This window comes from Comamonas guangdongensis (assembly GCF_041079535.1).
Taxonomy (GTDB): Bacteria; Pseudomonadota; Gammaproteobacteria; order Burkholderiales; family Burkholderiaceae_C; genus Comamonas; species Comamonas guangdongensis.
The window spans coordinates 18,625-34,216 of the sequence record NZ_JBFYGN010000017.1; the positions used below are offsets into that span (position 1 = coordinate 18,625).

At 62.4% G+C, this 15,592-nt stretch carries 16 protein-coding genes; 11 read left to right on the forward strand and 5 right to left on the reverse strand.

Features of this window, described 5'->3' with window-relative positions:
* The first annotated feature begins 44 nt into the window (after window positions 1–44).
* Complete coding sequence (locus tag AB6724_RS14645; RefSeq protein WP_369339263.1) at window positions 45–542, forward strand: GNAT family N-acetyltransferase; 498 nt, start codon at window positions 45–47, stop codon at window positions 540–542.
* A gap of 188 nt (window positions 543–730) precedes the next feature.
* On the forward strand, window positions 731–1,069 hold the full coding sequence (locus AB6724_RS14650) for an H-NS histone family protein (RefSeq protein ID WP_369339264.1): 339 nt from the start codon (window positions 731–733) through the stop codon (window positions 1,067–1,069).
* On the opposite strand, the gene AB6724_RS14655 is transcribed toward AB6724_RS14650, so the two are convergent.
* A complete protein-coding gene (locus AB6724_RS14655; protein ID WP_369339265.1) occupies window positions 1,063–3,699 on the reverse strand; it encodes a chemotaxis protein CheW in 2,637 nt (878 codons plus the stop codon). The two genes, AB6724_RS14650 and AB6724_RS14655, sit on opposite strands and share 7 nt — an antisense overlap.
* Window positions 3,700–3,945: 246 nt before the next feature.
* Here AB6724_RS14655 and groES point away from each other — a divergent pair, with 246 nt between their 5' ends.
* A complete protein-coding gene (gene groES / locus AB6724_RS14660; protein ID WP_294259619.1) occupies window positions 3,946–4,236 on the forward strand; it encodes a co-chaperone GroES in 291 nt (96 codons plus the stop codon).
* 92 nt (window positions 4,237–4,328) lie between these two features.
* Complete coding sequence (gene groL, locus AB6724_RS14665) at window positions 4,329–5,972, forward strand: chaperonin GroEL (RefSeq protein ID WP_369339266.1); 1,644 nt, start codon at window positions 4,329–4,331, stop codon at window positions 5,970–5,972.
* A gap of 160 nt (window positions 5,973–6,132) precedes the next feature.
* On the opposite strand, the gene AB6724_RS14670 is transcribed toward groL, so the two are convergent.
* Both AB6724_RS14670 and AB6724_RS14675 read right to left on the reverse strand, forming a co-directional pair.
* Complete coding sequence (locus AB6724_RS14670) at window positions 6,133–7,296, reverse strand: porin (protein ID WP_369339267.1); 1,164 nt, start codon at window positions 7,294–7,296, stop codon at window positions 6,133–6,135.
* A 223-nt stretch (window positions 7,297–7,519) separates the two neighbouring features.
* A complete protein-coding gene (locus tag AB6724_RS14675; RefSeq protein ID WP_369339268.1) occupies window positions 7,520–8,629 on the reverse strand; it encodes a porin in 1,110 nt (369 codons plus the stop codon).
* A gap of 329 nt (window positions 8,630–8,958) precedes the next feature.
* Between AB6724_RS14675 and coq7 the strand changes: the two genes are divergently transcribed.
* Window positions 8,959–9,576 carry a 2-polyprenyl-3-methyl-6-methoxy-1,4-benzoquinone monooxygenase gene (gene coq7 / locus AB6724_RS14680; RefSeq protein WP_369339269.1) on the forward strand — a complete coding sequence of 206 codons (618 nt, stop codon included), beginning with the start codon at window positions 8,959–8,961 and terminating at the stop codon, window positions 9,574–9,576.
* A 127-nt stretch (window positions 9,577–9,703) separates the two neighbouring features.
* On the opposite strand, the gene AB6724_RS14685 is transcribed toward coq7, so the two are convergent.
* A complete protein-coding gene (locus AB6724_RS14685; RefSeq protein ID WP_369339270.1) occupies window positions 9,704–10,156 on the reverse strand; it encodes an OsmC family protein in 453 nt (150 codons plus the stop codon).
* A gap of 479 nt (window positions 10,157–10,635) precedes the next feature.
* Here AB6724_RS14685 and ilvA point away from each other — a divergent pair, with 479 nt between their 5' ends.
* From ilvA to AB6724_RS14700, 3 genes are read left to right on the forward strand one after another with little or no spacing between them, the layout of a single operon-like run.
* Entirely contained in the window at window positions 10,636–12,189 is a 1,554-nt protein-coding gene (gene ilvA / locus AB6724_RS14690) for a threonine ammonia-lyase, biosynthetic (RefSeq protein WP_369339271.1), read from the forward strand.
* 57 nt (window positions 12,190–12,246) lie between these two features.
* Window positions 12,247–13,074 (forward strand): adenosylcobinamide-GDP ribazoletransferase, encoded by an 828-nt coding sequence (locus AB6724_RS14695; protein ID WP_369339272.1) that lies wholly within the window; start codon window positions 12,247–12,249, stop codon window positions 13,072–13,074.
* Window positions 13,071–13,634, forward strand: a complete 564-nt coding sequence (locus AB6724_RS14700) for a histidine phosphatase family protein (RefSeq protein WP_369339273.1) — start codon at window positions 13,071–13,073, stop codon at window positions 13,632–13,634. Before AB6724_RS14695 ends, AB6724_RS14700 begins: the two co-directional genes overlap by 4 nt.
* A gap of 1 nt (window position 13,635) precedes the next feature.
* On the opposite strand, the gene AB6724_RS14705 is transcribed toward AB6724_RS14700, so the two are convergent.
* A complete protein-coding gene (locus tag AB6724_RS14705; protein WP_369339274.1) occupies window positions 13,636–14,106 on the reverse strand; it encodes a type II secretion system protein N in 471 nt (156 codons plus the stop codon).
* A gap of 46 nt (window positions 14,107–14,152) precedes the next feature.
* Between AB6724_RS14705 and gspG the strand changes: the two genes are divergently transcribed.
* The 3 genes from gspG to gspI all read left to right on the forward strand — a co-directional run bounded on the left by gspG (window position 14,153) and on the right by gspI (window position 15,551).
* A complete protein-coding gene (gene gspG, locus AB6724_RS14710; protein WP_369339275.1) occupies window positions 14,153–14,605 on the forward strand; it encodes a type II secretion system major pseudopilin GspG in 453 nt (150 codons plus the stop codon).
* Window positions 14,606–14,778: 173 nt separating this feature from the next.
* A complete protein-coding gene (locus tag AB6724_RS14715; protein WP_439329874.1) occupies window positions 14,779–15,189 on the forward strand; it encodes a type II secretion system protein GspH in 411 nt (136 codons plus the stop codon).
* Window positions 15,186–15,551: a type II secretion system minor pseudopilin GspI gene (gene gspI / locus AB6724_RS14720; RefSeq protein WP_369339276.1), complete on the forward strand. Its 366-nt coding sequence runs from the start codon at window positions 15,186–15,188 to the stop codon at window positions 15,549–15,551. The genes AB6724_RS14715 and gspI overlap by 4 nt, the downstream gene beginning before the upstream one ends.
* The last annotated feature ends 41 nt before the right edge of the window (window positions 15,552–15,592 follow it).

Below are 15,592 nucleotides of genomic sequence, written 5' to 3' on the forward strand. Positions count from 1 at the left end.
CGCTTGTCCATCAAGCGCCTGAGCCGCTTTTTCCCTGAAAATTCATGAACACTCTGAACATCCGCCCCGCTACCGAGCAAGACATAGACCTGATACTGCACTTTGTGCGCGAACTGGCAATCTACGAAAAAGCCGAGCATGAGGTGCTGGCCACGCCCGAACATGTGCGCCGTACGCTGTTCTGTGCGAACCCCGCCGTCTTCGGACTGATCTGCGAAGTGGACGGCAAGGCCGTGGGCTTTGCCGTGTATTTCTTCAACTACTCCACCTGGCAGGGCCAGCACGGCCTGTATCTGGAAGACCTGTATGTCACACCCGATGCGCGCGGCCATGGCGCCGGCAAGGCCTTGCTGCAGCATCTGGCCCAGATCGCCGTGGACAGGAACTGCGGCCGCTTCGAGTGGAGCGTGCTGGACTGGAACACCCCGTCCATACAGTTCTACGACCGCCTGGGCGCGTTGCCGCAGAACGAATGGATACGCTACCGCATGACGGGCACGGCCCTGCAGGCACTGGCCGCGGGCGTGCAAACCCCGGCCTGAGCCGTACCACGGCATCCAAAGTGATGTGCGCCGCACTGCAAATTGCTGCACACCCCTGGTTAAGTCACCAGTACGCAACATCAACAATGCGGCGCATTCCGGCTTAAGTCAGAATGAACGGTTTGGCAAAAACAACTGATGAAGGCAGCGATAAAACTGACCTTTCACCCTCTTTCTGGAATCCCTGGATGCCTAGCTACCAAGAACTCATCGCTCAAAAAAATGCGCTGGACAAACGCATCGAAGAAGCGCGTCACACCGAAGCCAAGGAAGCCTTGGCCACCGTCAAGCAATTGATCGCCACTTTCGGCTTTACCGCCCAGCAGGTCTTCCCCTGGAAGCCCGAGGAGAAGAAAAAGGTCGAAGCCAGGTATTACGATCCAGAGAGCGGTGCCACCTGGACGGGCCGCGGCAAGCCCCCGAAGTGGATCGAAGGCAAGGACCGCAGCCAGTATGAGATCAAGGTGGAAACTCCTGTGGAGTACAGCGCTCCGCGCGATGCCAGCAACCCCTTTCCCGTTCAGTAAGCAACGGACTCGGCGGCCGGCGCCTGCAGCCGCTGCACCAACGCCGCCACATCCAGGCACTGGATCAGCAAATCCCCGCCATTGGCCTTGATCAGCCTGTCCACCAGTTGCCCGGCCGCATGGGCCAGGGCCGGAGCGGGCAAAAGCTGCTGCGGCGCAAACCGTGCGACTCCCTGCAAATCGCTGACCAGCACACCAAGCTTGAGCCCTGCATGCTGCAGCACCAGTACCTGGCTTTGCTGCGTTCTGGCCACGGGCTGGCCGTAGAGCAGGCCTCCTAGATCGAACACCCAGACATAGCCCGCAACCTCCCCCTGGTCATGCCGCGCCAGAGTTCCCACGCAGTGAGGCAAGCGCCCCGCCGATACCGGAGCAATGGCCGCCGCGCTCTGCGCCTCCAGCACGCAGGCGGCATCGACCGCGAGCACGCTGCGGCCCACAAAAAACGTGGCCATTTCGCGGCCCTGATGCTGGGGCTGAGCGGCCTGCACCCGGGTATTGCGACGCCAGACCGCGGCCAGGGCGTCGTCCTGCACCGGACCGAAGGCCTGGACCGCAACCGCCAGCACCTCTTCACGATAACCGTCGCTGCGCTTGAACTCGCGGTAGCCGCTGCCCGCTGTCACGGCCACCACGCAGTACTGGCCCTCGTGCACCATGGCGCGAGCCGCGCTCTGGCCGGGCTCCAGGGCCAGCATGTCCGCCGGCAGCGCCATCCTGTACCCCGGAGGCCATGACGCAGTCGACGAGGACATGACAAGCCCATCCCGATTCAGATACGCAACCTGCCTAGAGATGGCTGCGCCGGTCTGCGCTCCGAGCACTCCCTGCAGCATGGACTGGAATTCACGCTGCGCGTGAAACACCAGCCCGATGCCGCCCAGCACCGCGCCGTGCCGAGCGCGAATCGCCGCATGGTAGACATAGGTGGGTTCGGCATCATCATGCAAGGCGCAGTGGCGCCAGGGCGAGACACAGTAGGACTGTGCACCCTGCAGATCCAGCACCCTGGACAGGCTGTCTGGCTCTATGTGGCGGCCGATCAAGACCTGAGGCCTGCCGTCCGGACCGGCCGGATCGCGCAGACTGACAGCGACAATGCGCCCGCGGCGGTCATAGACCACGATCTGCCGATACACCGTATACAGATCATGGATCGCAGTCAGCAGATCGCAGACCTGCGTCCTTTGCTCGTCCGCGGCGTCGCCGGCCTCCAGGCTTTCCAGCAGAGCCGGCAATTGCGGCGTCAGCGCCCACCAACGGCAGTCATTGGCGCGTTCATAGAGATTGCGGTCCAGCAAATCCACCAGCAAACCTGTGAGAAGGCGGTTGTCGCTCAGTGACGTCGCCAGCACCGTGCCGTAGAGCGAAGCTATGGACTGTGTGAACACCTCGTTGGTGCGCGCACCGGTTTCCCCGATCTGCTCGAGCACGGCTTGCAAACGACTGCTCTCGCTTTGCTTGCCCGCCGTCATGACCTGGCCGTTCCAGACCACGCGGCGTATGGTGTCTGCGGCGCTGTGAATCGCATGCAGCGGCGGGCAGAACTTCTGCGCATGGGCCAGCAGGCCCTGGGCGACGCCCGCATCCAGGCCTTGCAGGCCCGATTGCGCGCGCTCGCCGAAGGCCAGATCCAGCGGCACCATGAGCTGGGCTCGCCAACCCCGGGGACCCGGGTAGCCCTGATAGGCTGCGGCCAGCGCTGCTTGCACCAGATATGTGCGCCCTCCATGGATTTGCAACGCCCCCGCACCAGGCTGGTGAGGCGATACCCGCGAGCCGACACCAATCCAGTGCACATCGCTGCTGGCCAGCACGCAGCCCTGCTCATCCAGCAGCAGCGCGATGCTGGACTCCGCTTCCTGAGCGCCCTGGGCTGCAGCGGCATGCCGCTGGCTCCAGATGCCCTGCATCTCGCCGTCAAAGTCGAAGCACAGGCACAGCACTCCGGCCGGCTGCCCGGTCACGGGGTTCAGCATGCGTTGCGCATAAATCAGTGCACTGCGCCGATCCGGCTGCACATCGGAGGCGCCAAAGACCTGAACATAGCTCTGACTCTGCAAGGCCCGCGCCACGAACTCGTCATTGCATTGGCGAGAACGCGCAGCGTCCATCTCCCGCGTGCCGGCCAGCACCTGCCCCTCGCGGTCCAGCAGCAGGATTTCCTCATAGACCGTGTACTTGCTCCGATAGGCTTGCAGACGCTGTCTGATCGGTGCCGCATCGGCGTCCAGCCCCGAGACAAAGCGACACAGCACAGCATCCGTGGCAAGAAAGCCCACGTCAGCGGTGCGCTCGTAAAGATTGCGCACCAGGGTGTCGATGATGTGCTGGGCCTGGCTGGCCAAGCCCGCCGTGACTCCCGTCACCGCCTGCGCGACCATGGACTGCACCAGATCCTGCTCCAACTGCTCGAAGCCGGCGCGCGTGGCCGCCATCATGGGCAGCAGCGCCTGGGCTTCCTGCGGGCAGTTCATCTTGGCCGAAGACTCTATGAGCCGCCACATCAGATTGAGCTCCTGTAGCGAACTCTCGCAGCGCACCACCTGGCGCATATGGGGGACGAAGGCGTCTGTCTGCAGCGCAGCTTGGGTGCGCTCCGCCGGGGCTGTGGTGTTTTTCTGAAGCATGCCTTGGCTGAGCAAAACCCGGGCCTGTTTGTAAAAACATGTTAGGAAGCGCCCGGGGTAATCCCGAGCCTCTGGTCTGCTTGTCCTGAGATCCTCCAGGGCAGGCTCTTGAAAGCGGAAAAAATTGCCTTATTATTAGCACTCGAGGGGGTTGAGTGCTAACAGCTTTGCCCCACATGTTCCGAATGTCGGCCAGGATGGCTGGCAAGTCTTGTTTCAACTTTGTTGATGTATTTAGGAGTTGGTATGAACCTGCGTCCCCTGCACGATCGCGTGATCGTCAAGCGCCTCGAAAACGAAACCAAGACAGCCTCGGGCATCGTGCTCCCTGATGCTGCCACCGAGAAGCCTGACCAAGGCGAAGTGCTTGCCGTGGGTCCCGGCAAGCGCAATGACAAGGGCGAGCTGATCGCTCTGAACGTGAAGGTCGGCGACCGCGTTCTGTTCGGCAAATACTCTGGCCAGACCGTGAAGATCAACGGCGACGAGCTGCTGGTCATGAAGGAAGACGACCTGTTCGCAGTCGTCGAGAAGTAATCCTTCCCGAACACCTCTCATCTTCATAGCTGCTGACGATTGCTTAATAAGCGTTGGCAGTTAATTTGAACCCAATTCTTTAGGAGCCAAAAATGGCAGCAAAAGACGTAGTTTTCGGCGGTGAAGCACGTGCACGCATGGTTGAAGGCGTGAACATCCTGGCCAATGCGGTCAAGGTTACCCTGGGCCCCAAGGGCCGCAACGTGGTGCTGGAGCGCTCGTTCGGCGCCCCCACCGTGACCAAGGACGGCGTGTCCGTAGCCAAGGAAGTGGAACTGAAGGACAAGCTGCAGAACATGGGCGCTCAGCTCGTGAAGGAAGTGGCCTCCAAGACCAACGACATCGCCGGTGACGGCACCACCACCGCCACCGTGCTGGCGCAAGCCATCGTGCGCGAAGGCTCCAAGTACGTGGCCGCCGGCCTGAACCCCATGGATCTGAAGCGCGGCATCGACAAGGCTGTCGCCGCCCTGGTGGAAGAGCTGAAGAAGCAATCCAAGGCCACGACCACCTCCAAGGAAATCGCTCAAGTGGGCACGATCTCCGCCAACTCCGACTCCGACGTGGGCGAGATCATCGCCCAGGCCATGGACAAGGTCGGCAAGGAAGGCGTGATCACGGTTGAAGAAGGCAAGAGCCTGGCCAACGAACTGGATGTCGTGGAAGGCATGCAATTCGACCGCGGCTACCTGTCGCCCTACTTCATCAACAATCCCGAAAAGCAAGTTGCCCTGCTGGACAATCCCTTCGTGCTGCTGTTCGACAAGAAGATCAGCAACATCCGCGACCTGCTGCCCACGCTGGAAGCCGTGGCCAAGGCCGGCCGTCCCCTGCTGATCATTGCCGAAGACGTCGAAGGTGAAGCCCTGGCAACCCTGGTGGTCAACACCATCCGCGGCATCCTGAAGGTTGTGGCCGTGAAGGCTCCTGGCTTCGGCGACCGCCGCAAGGCCATGCTGGAAGACATCGCCATCCTGACTGGCGGCAAGGTGATCGCCGAAGAAGTGGGCCTGTCGCTGGACAAGGTGACCCTGGAAGACCTGGGCCAGGCTGCCCGCGTCGAAATCGGCAAGGAAAACACCACCATCATCGACGGTGCTGGCAAGGCTGACGAAATCGAAGCCCGCGTGAAGCAGATCCGCATCCAGATCGAAGAAGCCACTTCCGACTACGACCGCGAAAAGCTGCAAGAGCGCGTGGCCAAGCTGGCCGGCGGCGTGGCCGTGATCAAGGTGGGCGCTGCCACCGAAGTCGAAATGAAGGAAAAGAAGGCCCGCGTGGAAGACGCCCTGCACGCCACCCGTGCTGCCGTGGAAGAAGGCATCGTGGCCGGCGGCGGCGTGGCTCTGCTGCGCGCCAAGCAAGCCGTGGGCGCTCTGGCTACCGGCAATGCCGAGCAAGACGCCGGCATCAAGCTGGTGCTGAAGGCCGTGGAAGCTCCTCTGCGCGAAATCGTGGCCAACGCCGGTGGCGAGCCTTCGGTGGTTGTGGATTCCGTGCTCAAGGGCCAAGGCAACTTCGGCTTCAACGCCGCCAACGACACCTACGGCGACATGCTGGAAATGGGTATCCTGGATCCCACCAAGGTGACCCGCACCGCACTGCAGAATGCCGCTTCCGTGGCTTCCCTGCTGCTGACCACCGAGTGCATGATTGCCGAAGCCCCCAAGGCTGACGCAGCACCTGCCATGCCCGACATGGGCGGCATGGGCGGCATGGGCGGCATGGGCATGTAATTGCTCCGCTGCTGACTGGAGGGTTTCGAACCCTCCAGTTCCGCACCAAGAAAAAGGCCGCATTTGCGGCCTTTTTCACATTCAGCTGCTTTGCACATGCCGCTCAGTACATAAAAAAACCAGCCCAATAATTGGCTGGCTTCTTATTTGAGGACTTGGCTTAGAAGCGGTGACGCAGGCCGACAGTGATGCCGGTACGCGAGGTGGCGCCATTGGTGCCATCCAGCACCCCACCCTTGACTTTTGTGTGATCAACACCGAAATAGGCGTCGGTGCGCTTGGAGAACGCATAGTCGGCGACGGCCACGATGAAATCGGCCTTGCCGTTGAAATCACCGGTTGCCGAGCCCCTCTGCTTGGCGTGGTAGTAATGCAGACCGGCATTCAGCTGAGGTGTGATCTGATAGCCAAAGCCGATCTTGAACATTTCCCGCTTGTTGGCGGCATTCAGAGGAGTGCTTCCAGCCACGAAGCCACCATTTGAGGCGCCGGTCCAGAATGAGTTAAGAACACCAATATCCACCGCATTATTGACGGGGCCACCCTGCAAATCCTTGCGCTTGTTGACGGCATAGCCGGCCATCAGATACCAGGGGCCTGTACGATACGAACCACCCAGAGTCCAGGCATCAACCTTGGTCCCACCCGGCAAACTCGTGTTCAGATAAGCAGCACCCGCGGAAATACCCTGATCCGAATAACGCAGGTAACCGCCCGCGGTTTTCAGAGCCGCACCGGGTGACAAATCCACCCCCGCGCCCTTCTTGGAGACGGTATTGCCCTCGTCAAAGGAATACTGCAAACCCGCGCGCACGGGACCGAACTCGGCAACATACTTCAGCATATTGTTGGCGCGCGCGCCCATGGCCATGCCGAGCTCGGGCTTGTACGCCTCCATATAGGGAGAATACGGGAACGAGGCATAGGAGCTCGTCACCAGATCAAACAGGACGTTGTACTGGCGTCCCATGGTGACCTGGCCAAAGCTCTTGCTGCGCAGGCCCACCCACGATTGGGCGAAATATGTGAGCCCCGGTGCAGGCGTCACCCCATCGTCTGTGGTGAAACGGTTTTCCAGGTTGGCGATCGCAGACAGCCCGCCACCCAGATCCTCGGTGACATTGATGCCCCAGCGGCTTTGGGACATGCCGCCACCAATCATCTTGGTCAGACCACTCTTGGTAGGACCTTCATTATTCGTATGCCGGATCGCCGCATCCACGATGCCATACAGCTGCACGCTGCTGCTCTGCGCCGATGCCAGCGAAGCCATTCCTCCCAGAACAGCGAATGCAATCGTGGTTTTCACAAATGAAGAAGCCATTGCGTTGTCTCTCTTGCTAATAGTTGGTTGGTGGAAATTTCATTCTAGAAATGCCCCCCGCAACTGCGTGCGCATTGGCGCAAGCGCAACACAGGCCTTTCCCTCTTAGCAATCACCCCTCAGCAATCACCCTTTAAGGCTTAACCCCTGCCAAACAAAAAGGCCTGTCTTTCGACAGGCCTTTTTTGCTTTTAAACAGTCACTGGCTTACGCCAGCAATTGATTAGAAAGCGTGGCGGATACCAACTTGCACGCCGGTTTGGTTCTGACCGTATGCAACGGCGTCCTTGTACACGCCCTTGGCTTGCAGGCCCAGGTTGGAACCCAGGGAATTGTCGTTTGCGCCGTTGTTCTTCATGAAAGCAACAGTACCGTACAGAGCTGTACGCTTGGACAGGTTGTGCACATAGCCCAGCGACAGTTGTTGAGCCTTGGTGTTGAAGCCCTTCTGGTCGTAGTAAGCGTACTGAGCCTTGACTTCGCCCACGCCACCCACAGGAGCGGACACGCCGATCATGTAGTTGTTGAACTTGCCGCTGGCGCCGACGTTGTCAGCCTTGTACTTCACTTGCTGAGCCAAGCCAGTCAGCTTAGCAACGCCGAAGTTGTAGGAAGCACCCAGTTCGACTTCGTCGCGGTCAGCGGAGTCGCTACCCAGAGCGCCGAAATTGGCAGCAGACTTGATGGTGCCATAGGCCAGAGTCACGCTCAGAGGGCCGTTGTCGTAGCCAACGTTACCACCGACGTAACGACCGATCTTGTTGTTACCTGCAAAAGTAGCAGCCTTCTCGTCGAAAGCGTAGCTGATGTTGGCAGTGAAGCCGTTGAAGTTGGGCGAAGAGTAGGACACCATGTTGTTAGCACGGATGCCATCGCTGTCAGCAATCTTGTTGCCAGCCCAGTCGCGGTAGCCCATGAACTGGCCGATACCGGTAGCGCCGAACACGTCATACTTCAGGGAAGTACGGAAAGTGGGGGTGGTTTCACGACCCAGGCGAACTTCACCGAAGTTGCCGGACAGACGCACGGTGGATTCGCGCTTGAAGTTCAGGCCCGAAGCATTGCCGTCGTCGCCGAACACTTCACCTTCCAGCCAGAAGCCAGCCTTCAGACCGCCACCCAGGTCTTCGGTGCCACGCAGGCCCAGACGGCTGGTAGCGTTGCCGCTGGTGCCAACGCCATAACGGCTACCAGTGTCATTGCCCTTGGCATCGATAGAGTGGTTCACATAGCCGATACCGGTATCAACGATACCGAACAGGGTCACGGAAGATTGAGCCATTGCGGCGCCGGAAGCGGCCAGCACTGCCAGGGCAATCAGAGATTTTTTCATTACGAGTTACTCCAAGGTTTAGAAGGGCGCCGGTTCTATGGGAGAGAGACTTGAGCCTCGAGCTCCACCGGTTTCCCGCGCCAACCTCCTGGTGGGGAAGTTGGGTCTATTGCACCAGACCCCCGCACCCAGCGCAAAGGAATTCACCCAAAACCGGCCGATTCGCCACTTTTTCGTTGCACTACCGCAACAAACTACCGCAGCGCATCATGGGGTCCCCACCTAGGGGTTCCAACCTAGCATTGCCCCAGCGCAAGCTGCGGGAGAGGCACTCTGGTGTACCTTACGGGCATTGGCGCATTCCCGGGCGCCGCACTGCTGTTTTAGCCATGGACAAGTTACTGACCGCTGCCGATGCAGCTCTTCGCACCCTGTTTGCCGACCCAATCGCCGCCGAACGCTCGCCGGCGGCCGGCATTGCCGAAGCGGATCTAAGTGATGAACAACGCAAGCTCTCGGGCGCCCTGATGCGCGTCAACCATGTCGGCGAGGTCTGCGCGCAGGCACTCTACAACGCTCAGGCCATGGTGACCAAGGACATGGAGCTGCGCGAGCACCTGCTGCAGGCCGCGCGCGAGGAGATGGACCACCTGGCATGGACGCGCGAGCGGCTTCACGCTCTGGGCGATCGTCCGTCGCTGCTGAATCCGCTCTGGTTTGCGGGTGCTTTCGCGATCGGCACAATCGCCGCGAAGTTCAGCGATGCCGCCAGCCTAGGCTTTGTGGTCGAAACCGAAAACCAGGTTTCTGCCCATCTGGAAAGCCATTTGGGCCGTTTGCCCGACGAGGACGAAGCCTCGCGCGCCGTGGTGAAGCGCATGAAGGAGGATGAAGAGCGCCACGCTGCCGCCGCCATTGATGAAGGGGCAATGCAGCTGCCCCCGATTGCCCAGGGCTTGATGCGCCTTGCCGCCAAGGTAATGACTATCACGGCCCACAAGGTGTGACCCCCCCCGAGGCGCTGCGCCTCTTCCCCCAGGGAGGTCGCCCTCGCTGCCAGGCGGCGCAGCCCCTCTCTGGGCCTTGGGCTGGGGAGGCGCTGAGTGAAGCCCCCCCTGCCAAACCAGACTCGCCTCAGGCTTCAACGATCTCGAAGCCGGTGGTGATCTCGGCCGTCTTGCCCAGCATGATGGTGGCCGAGCAATATTTGTCATGGCTCATGGCGATGGCGCGCTCCACGGCGGCCTGAGGCAGGTTCTTGCCGCTGACGGTGAACTGCATATGTATCTTGGTGAAGACCTTGGGGTCGGTCTCCGCGCGCTCGGAAGTGAGCTGGACGCTGCAGCCCTGGACCTCATGGCGGCCGCGCTTGAGGATCAGCACCACGTCGTAGGCGGTGCAGCCACCGGCACCGGCCAGCAGCATTTCCATGGGGCGCGGCGCCTGGTTGCGGCCGCCGTTGGCCGGATTCTTTTCATCCGGAGCGCCGTCCATGTTGAGCACATGACCGCTGCCAGTCTCCGCCACAAAACCCATGCCCGAGCGCATCCCCGTGGTTGCGCCCGTCCAACTTACCGTGCATTCCATTGCTGCCTCCTCTTGAAACTGTTGCAATTTTGCATCAAATCCAGAAAAACCCGAATCTTTTGTGCACTGCAAAAACAAAAGTCCATACAATACAACTCAAGCGTTAACTGCGAGGTCAAACCCTCAGATAGACTGCAGATTCATGGAAGATCCTGATCTGTATCGCACCGATTGTCTCCTCCACCTCCTCTAATGGTGGATTCAGCCCCCAGCTTCACGGCTTGGGGCTTTTTTTTGCCTTCCGGTTTCTGCGCTTCGCGGACAGACACGCCGTCCCTCTTGAACCTGCACAGCAGCGCAGCAGGCAAGCGCCTATGATGTTTGAACACGACTTGCGCAAATTCGGCCCGGGCAAGCCCCTTCCCTGATGGAGAGGCTTGCCTCTCGCCTGGCGCAAGTCCATTGGATTTCCCGCGCCCGATCATCACAAACACTGTGCCACGCTTGGGCGCCCAGCGACTGCCCTGCACTCTTTGCCCATGTCCCAAGCACTTACCCCCGCCGACTATCTGACCCGCATCCTCAACGCCCGCGTCTACGACGTGGCCGTGGAGTCCGACCTGGAGCCTGCCAAGAACCTCAGCCGCCGCCTGCACAACAAAGTGCTTTTGAAGCGCGAGGACCAGCAGCCGGTGTTCAGCTTCAAACTGCGCGGCGCCTACAACAAGATGGCCAATCTCACGGCCGAGCAGTTGCAAAAAGGCGTGATCTGTGCCTCCGCAGGCAACCATGCCCAGGGCGTGGCCCTGGGGGCCAAAAAGCTGGGCTGCCGCGCCGTGATCGTGATGCCCACGACCACGCCCCAGGTCAAGATCGACGCCGTGGCCGCTCTGGGCGGCGAGGTGGTGCTGGCCGGCGAAAGCTATTCCGATGCCTATAAGCACGCGGTCAAGCTGCAAAAGACCGAGAGCCTGACCTTTGTCCACCCCTTCGACGATCCTGATGTAATCGCCGGCCAGGGCACGATTGCCATGGAAATGCTGCGCCAGCTGCAAAAGCTCGGCAGCCCGCGCCTCGATGCCGTATTTGTCGCCATCGGCGGCGGCGGCCTGATCAGCGGCGTGGCCAATTACATCAAGGCCGTGCGCCCCGACATCAAGGTGATCGGCGTGCACACCAAGGATTCGGACGCCATGCTGCAGTCCGTCACCGCGGGCCAGCGCGTGGAGCTGCCCGATGTGGGCCTGTTTGCCGACGGCACGGCCGTGAAGCTGGTCGGAGAGGAAACCTTCCGCATCGCCAGGGAGCTGGTGGACGACTATGTGGTGGTGGACACCGACGCCGTCTGCGCGGCCATCAAGGACATCTTTGTCGACACCCGCTCCATCGTCGAGCCCTCGGGTGCACTGGCCGTGGCCGCCATCAAACAATATGTGGCCAAGCACAAGACCAAGGGCGAGACCTACGCCGCCATCCTCTGCGGCGCGAATATGAACTTCGACCGCCTGCGCTTCGTGGCCGAGCGCGCCGAGGTCGGCGAGGAGCGCGAAGCCCTGTTTGCCGTGACCATCCCCGAAGAGCGCGGCAGCTTCAAGCATTTCTGCGAGGTGGTGGGCAAGCTGCCCGGCGGCCCGCGCAGCGTGACCGAGTTCAACTACCGCATCAGCCACGAAGACAAGGCCCATGTGTTCGTGGGCCTGACCACCGCGGCCAAGGGTGAATCCGAAAAGATCACCAAGAACTTCCAGAAGAACGGCTTCGACGCCATAGACCTGACCATGGACGAGATGGCCAAGGAACATCTGCGCCATATGGTGGGCGGCCATTCGCCGCTGGCCCAGGACGAGCGCCTGCTGCGCTTTGTCTTCCCCGAGCGTCCGGGTGCGCTGTTCAAGTTCCTGAGCCTGATGGCGCCCACCTGGAACATCTCGCTGTTCCACTACCGCAACCAGGGCGCGGACTACGGCCGCATCCTGGTCGGCATGCAGGTGCCGGCCAAGGACAGCAAGAAGTTCGAGGCCTTCCTCAAGAACCTGGGCTACCCCTGGGTGGAAGAGACCAGCAATCCGGCCTACCAGCTGTTCCTGAAATGACCTCTTCCCTGAGCCGCCGCGCGCCTGGGCTTGGCCTTGGATAACTGAGCGGACCCCATGCAAGCCCTGCGCCACTTTCTGCTGGCCGTGCAGTTCTTCAGTCGCATTCCCGTCACCGGGCGGCTGGCAGCCTGGGTGGGCTGGAGCCCCGAACTGCAGCGCGCCAGCGCCGCCCACCTGCCGGGCGTGGGCTGGCTGGTAGGACTGTGGGCGGCGCTGCTGCTCGGCTTGACGCAGTGGCTGGCACCCTCCAACCCCTGGACGGTGCTGCTGGCCGCCGTGATCAGCACCGCGGGCACGCTGTGGCTGACCGGCGGTTTTCACGAAGACGGCCTGGCCGATGTGGCCGACGGCCTGGGCGGCTTGGTGCCGGCCGAGCGCGCGCTGGAGATCATGAAGGACTCCCGCCTCGGTGCCTATGGCGTGATGACGCTGGTCATGGTGCTGCTGACCAAGATAGCGCTGATTGCCCTGCTGATGGCCGGCGTCACGCCATTCTGGGGACCGGTTCCCATGATGGTTCTGCTGTGCAGCGCGCATGTGCTCTCGCGCTTTGCGCCTTTGGTTCTGATGCGCAACCTGCCCCATGTGGGACTGGCGGCCACCAGCAAGACCCTGAACGTGGCGGGCCGGCAGCTGGACTGGCAGGGGCTGCTCACGGGCGCGCTCTGGTGCCTGCCGGCGCTGGCCCTGCTCTGGTGGCTGGGCACGGCGGCCTTGATTCTCAAGATTCTGCTGGGCTGCGCGCTCACCACCTGGCTGCTGCAACGCTGGTTGCGCAAGCGCCTGGGCGGCATGACGGGCGACTGCCTGGGCGCCTGCCAGCAGCTCAACGAGCTGGCCATACTCCTGGCCTCGGCCTTTGCCGTGCGGCAGATCCTGTGAAGACGCTGTGGCTGGTGCGCCATGCGCGCCCCCTGATCGAGGCTGGGCGCTGCTACGGCCGCCTGGACGTTCGGGCCGACGCTGAGGCGAGCCTGCAGGCCGCACAGGCTCTGCAGCGAGCGCTGCAGCCCTGGCGCGGCGATCTGAGCCTCTGGCACTCGCCGCTACAGAGATGCAAGCAGCTGGCGCAGGATCTTCAAAGGCTTGAACCCGATTTCATGGCCACACCGGATGCACGCCTGCTGGAAATGGACTTCGGCCGTTGGGAAGGCCGGCTCTGGGACGAGATCGGCGCCAGCGCCGTCGACGACTGGACCCGGAACCTGGCCCTGCATGCGCCCGGCGGCGGGGAATCGCTGGCCCGGATGCTGGCCCGCGTGGCGCAGGCACTGGACGATGCCCGCAGCTGCGACAGCTCCCAGGTGGTGTGGATCTGCCATGCGGGCGTGGCGCGCTGCATGCAATGGCTGTTGCTGCACGGCCCGCAGCTGCCGCAAAGCCATGACTGGACGCTGCCCGCGCCCGCCTACGGGCAATGGCTGCAGCTGCCAATAGGCTGAATCAGCGGAAGGCCGCCATCGGCGGCTTGGGCAGTTGCAGCACCATGGCCGCGGGACCGCCGGTCGGGCCCAGGCGCGCTTCGCGTGCGGCCAGGGATTGCAGCACCACGCCCTCTTCCACGGACTCTCCCACGCGGAAAGCCTTGGCGGGTTTGCCGGCCACGGTGATCACGGCCGCGCCGCCGCCCGAGTCATGCCCGGCCAGCACGCCCAGCAAGGCATAGCGACTGACCACGGGCGCGGCAGCGGGCGCCGCCGGCAGGGCCTCTGCCCCCAAGGCCTTGGCCATGGCCTGCGCATTGACCTGCACGGGCTGGACCGCAGGCGGCGGCGGCATCTGCGCCTCGGAGCCGCCGGCAAAACGCAGCCCCCAGAAGACGGTCACGCCCGCAGCTGCCGCCCACAACAGCAGGGTCGTGAGCTTGACCCCCATGGCAGAGCCCTGCCCGCGATTGAAAGATAAGCTTCGCATTCGCAGATTATGATCGTGCGATATTGCTTTCTTCCTACAGTGCAACATGACAATCACCAGCCGCCGCCCACTGTCTGCCATTCGCCACACTGTCGCGCGTGGCTTCACACTGATCGAGCTGATGGTGGTGCTGGTCATCATAGGCGTGCTGGCCGCACTCATCGTGCCCAATGTGCTGGACCGTGCCGACGATGCACGCGTGACGGCCGCCAAGACCGATATCGCGAATCTGAACCAGGCCCTCAAGCTCTACCGCCTCGACAACCAGCGCTATCCCACGGCCGAGCAGGGCTTGCAGGCACTGGTGACCAAGCCGACCTCGGGCCCGATTCCCGGCAACTGGAAGCCCTATCTGGAAAAGCTGCCCAATGACCCCTGGGGCAATCCTTATCAATACCTGAACCCCGGCGTGAAGGGTGCGATCGACATCATGTCCTTCGGCGCCGACGGCAAGGCCGGCGGCGAAGGCAAGGATGCGGATATCGGCAGCTGGCAATAGACAGAAAACCGCTTTTTCGCTCTCATATGCAGCCTATAGAACTGGCGCACCCCAACCATGGAGCAGCCAGCAAGGGCCTGAGCCGGCCGCGCCGTCCCGCAGCGTGGGCTGCCCCAGCAAAGGCTGCTGCTCCCCTGAGGGGAAGGCGCGCAGCGCCTCAAGGGGGCTTCACAATCCTTGAATTGCTGGTCGTGATTTCCATCATGGCGCTGGCCACGGCCGGTGTGAGCCTGGCCATTCGCGACAACGGCGGGCAGCAGCTGGAGCGCGAAGCCCAGCGCCTGGCCACGCTGCTGGAGTCGGCCCGCGCACAGGCACGCACCAATGGCACACTGGTGATCTGGCGCCCCATGCCCCAGGGCTTTCGCTTCGAAGGCCTGCCCCAGAGCGTGAAGATGCCCACCCAGTGGCTGCAGACGGCCGTGCTGGTGCAGCCCGGAACGCCCGTGGTGCTGGGGCCGGAGCCGTTGATCCCGCGTCAGACCATCACCCTGTCGCTGCCCGACTCCACATCGCCGCCGCTGCAACTGGTGACCGACGGCCTGCGCCCGTTCAGCGTGCAGAGTCTGCAGGTGCAGCGATGAAGACCGGTCCGCTGCAGCAGGGCTTCACGCTGATCGAGGTGCTGGTCGCCGTAGGCATGGTGGCCGTGGCGCTGCTCGCGGGTCTGCAGGCCAGCAGTGCGCTCACCCGCAATGCCCAGCGCCAGGCCGATACCATCCTGGCCCAGACCTGCGCCCAGAACGAACTGGTGCGGCTGCAGCTGATCAACCAGATGCCCGCCGTGGGAGACAGCAGCATCCCCTGCCAGCAACTGGGGCGGCAGCTGCAGGTTCAGCTCAGCGTGCGCCCCACGCCCAATCCCAGCTTCAGGCGCGTCGACGCCCAGGTGTTTGCCGACTCGGCCCCGGTGCTGCGGGTCTCGACCATCGTGGGGAGGTACTGATGCCCTCCCTGAGTCGCTTCGCGCCTTCCCCCCCTAGGGGG

Bases quoted from the DNA above. Each gene is read 5' to 3' on its own strand.
- AB6724_RS14645 (WP_369339263.1), top strand. From the start codon at position 45: ATGAACACTCTGAACATCCGCCCCGCTACCGAGCAAGACATAGACCTG.
- AB6724_RS14650 (WP_369339264.1), top strand. From the start codon at position 731: ATGCCTAGCTACCAAGAACTCATCGCTCAAAAAAATGCGCTGGACAAA.
- AB6724_RS14655 (WP_369339265.1), bottom strand. From the start codon at position 3,699: ATGCTTCAGAAAAACACCACAGCCCCGGCGGAGCGCACCCAAGCTGCG.
- groES (WP_294259619.1), top strand. From the start codon at position 3,946: ATGAACCTGCGTCCCCTGCACGATCGCGTGATCGTCAAGCGCCTCGAA.
- groL (WP_369339266.1), top strand. From the start codon at position 4,329: ATGGCAGCAAAAGACGTAGTTTTCGGCGGTGAAGCACGTGCACGCATG.
- AB6724_RS14670 (WP_369339267.1), bottom strand. From the start codon at position 7,296: ATGGCTTCTTCATTTGTGAAAACCACGATTGCATTCGCTGTTCTGGGA.
- AB6724_RS14675 (WP_369339268.1), bottom strand. From the start codon at position 8,629: ATGAAAAAATCTCTGATTGCCCTGGCAGTGCTGGCCGCTTCCGGCGCC.
- coq7 (WP_369339269.1), top strand. From the start codon at position 8,959: ATGGACAAGTTACTGACCGCTGCCGATGCAGCTCTTCGCACCCTGTTT.
- AB6724_RS14685 (WP_369339270.1), bottom strand. From the start codon at position 10,156: ATGGAATGCACGGTAAGTTGGACGGGCGCAACCACGGGGATGCGCTCG.
- ilvA (WP_369339271.1), top strand. From the start codon at position 10,636: ATGTCCCAAGCACTTACCCCCGCCGACTATCTGACCCGCATCCTCAAC.
- AB6724_RS14695 (WP_369339272.1), top strand. From the start codon at position 12,247: ATGCAAGCCCTGCGCCACTTTCTGCTGGCCGTGCAGTTCTTCAGTCGC.
- AB6724_RS14705 (WP_369339274.1), bottom strand. From the start codon at position 14,106: ATGCGAAGCTTATCTTTCAATCGCGGGCAGGGCTCTGCCATGGGGGTC.
- gspG (WP_369339275.1), top strand. From the start codon at position 14,153: ATGACAATCACCAGCCGCCGCCCACTGTCTGCCATTCGCCACACTGTC.
- gspI (WP_369339276.1), top strand. From the start codon at position 15,186: ATGAAGACCGGTCCGCTGCAGCAGGGCTTCACGCTGATCGAGGTGCTG.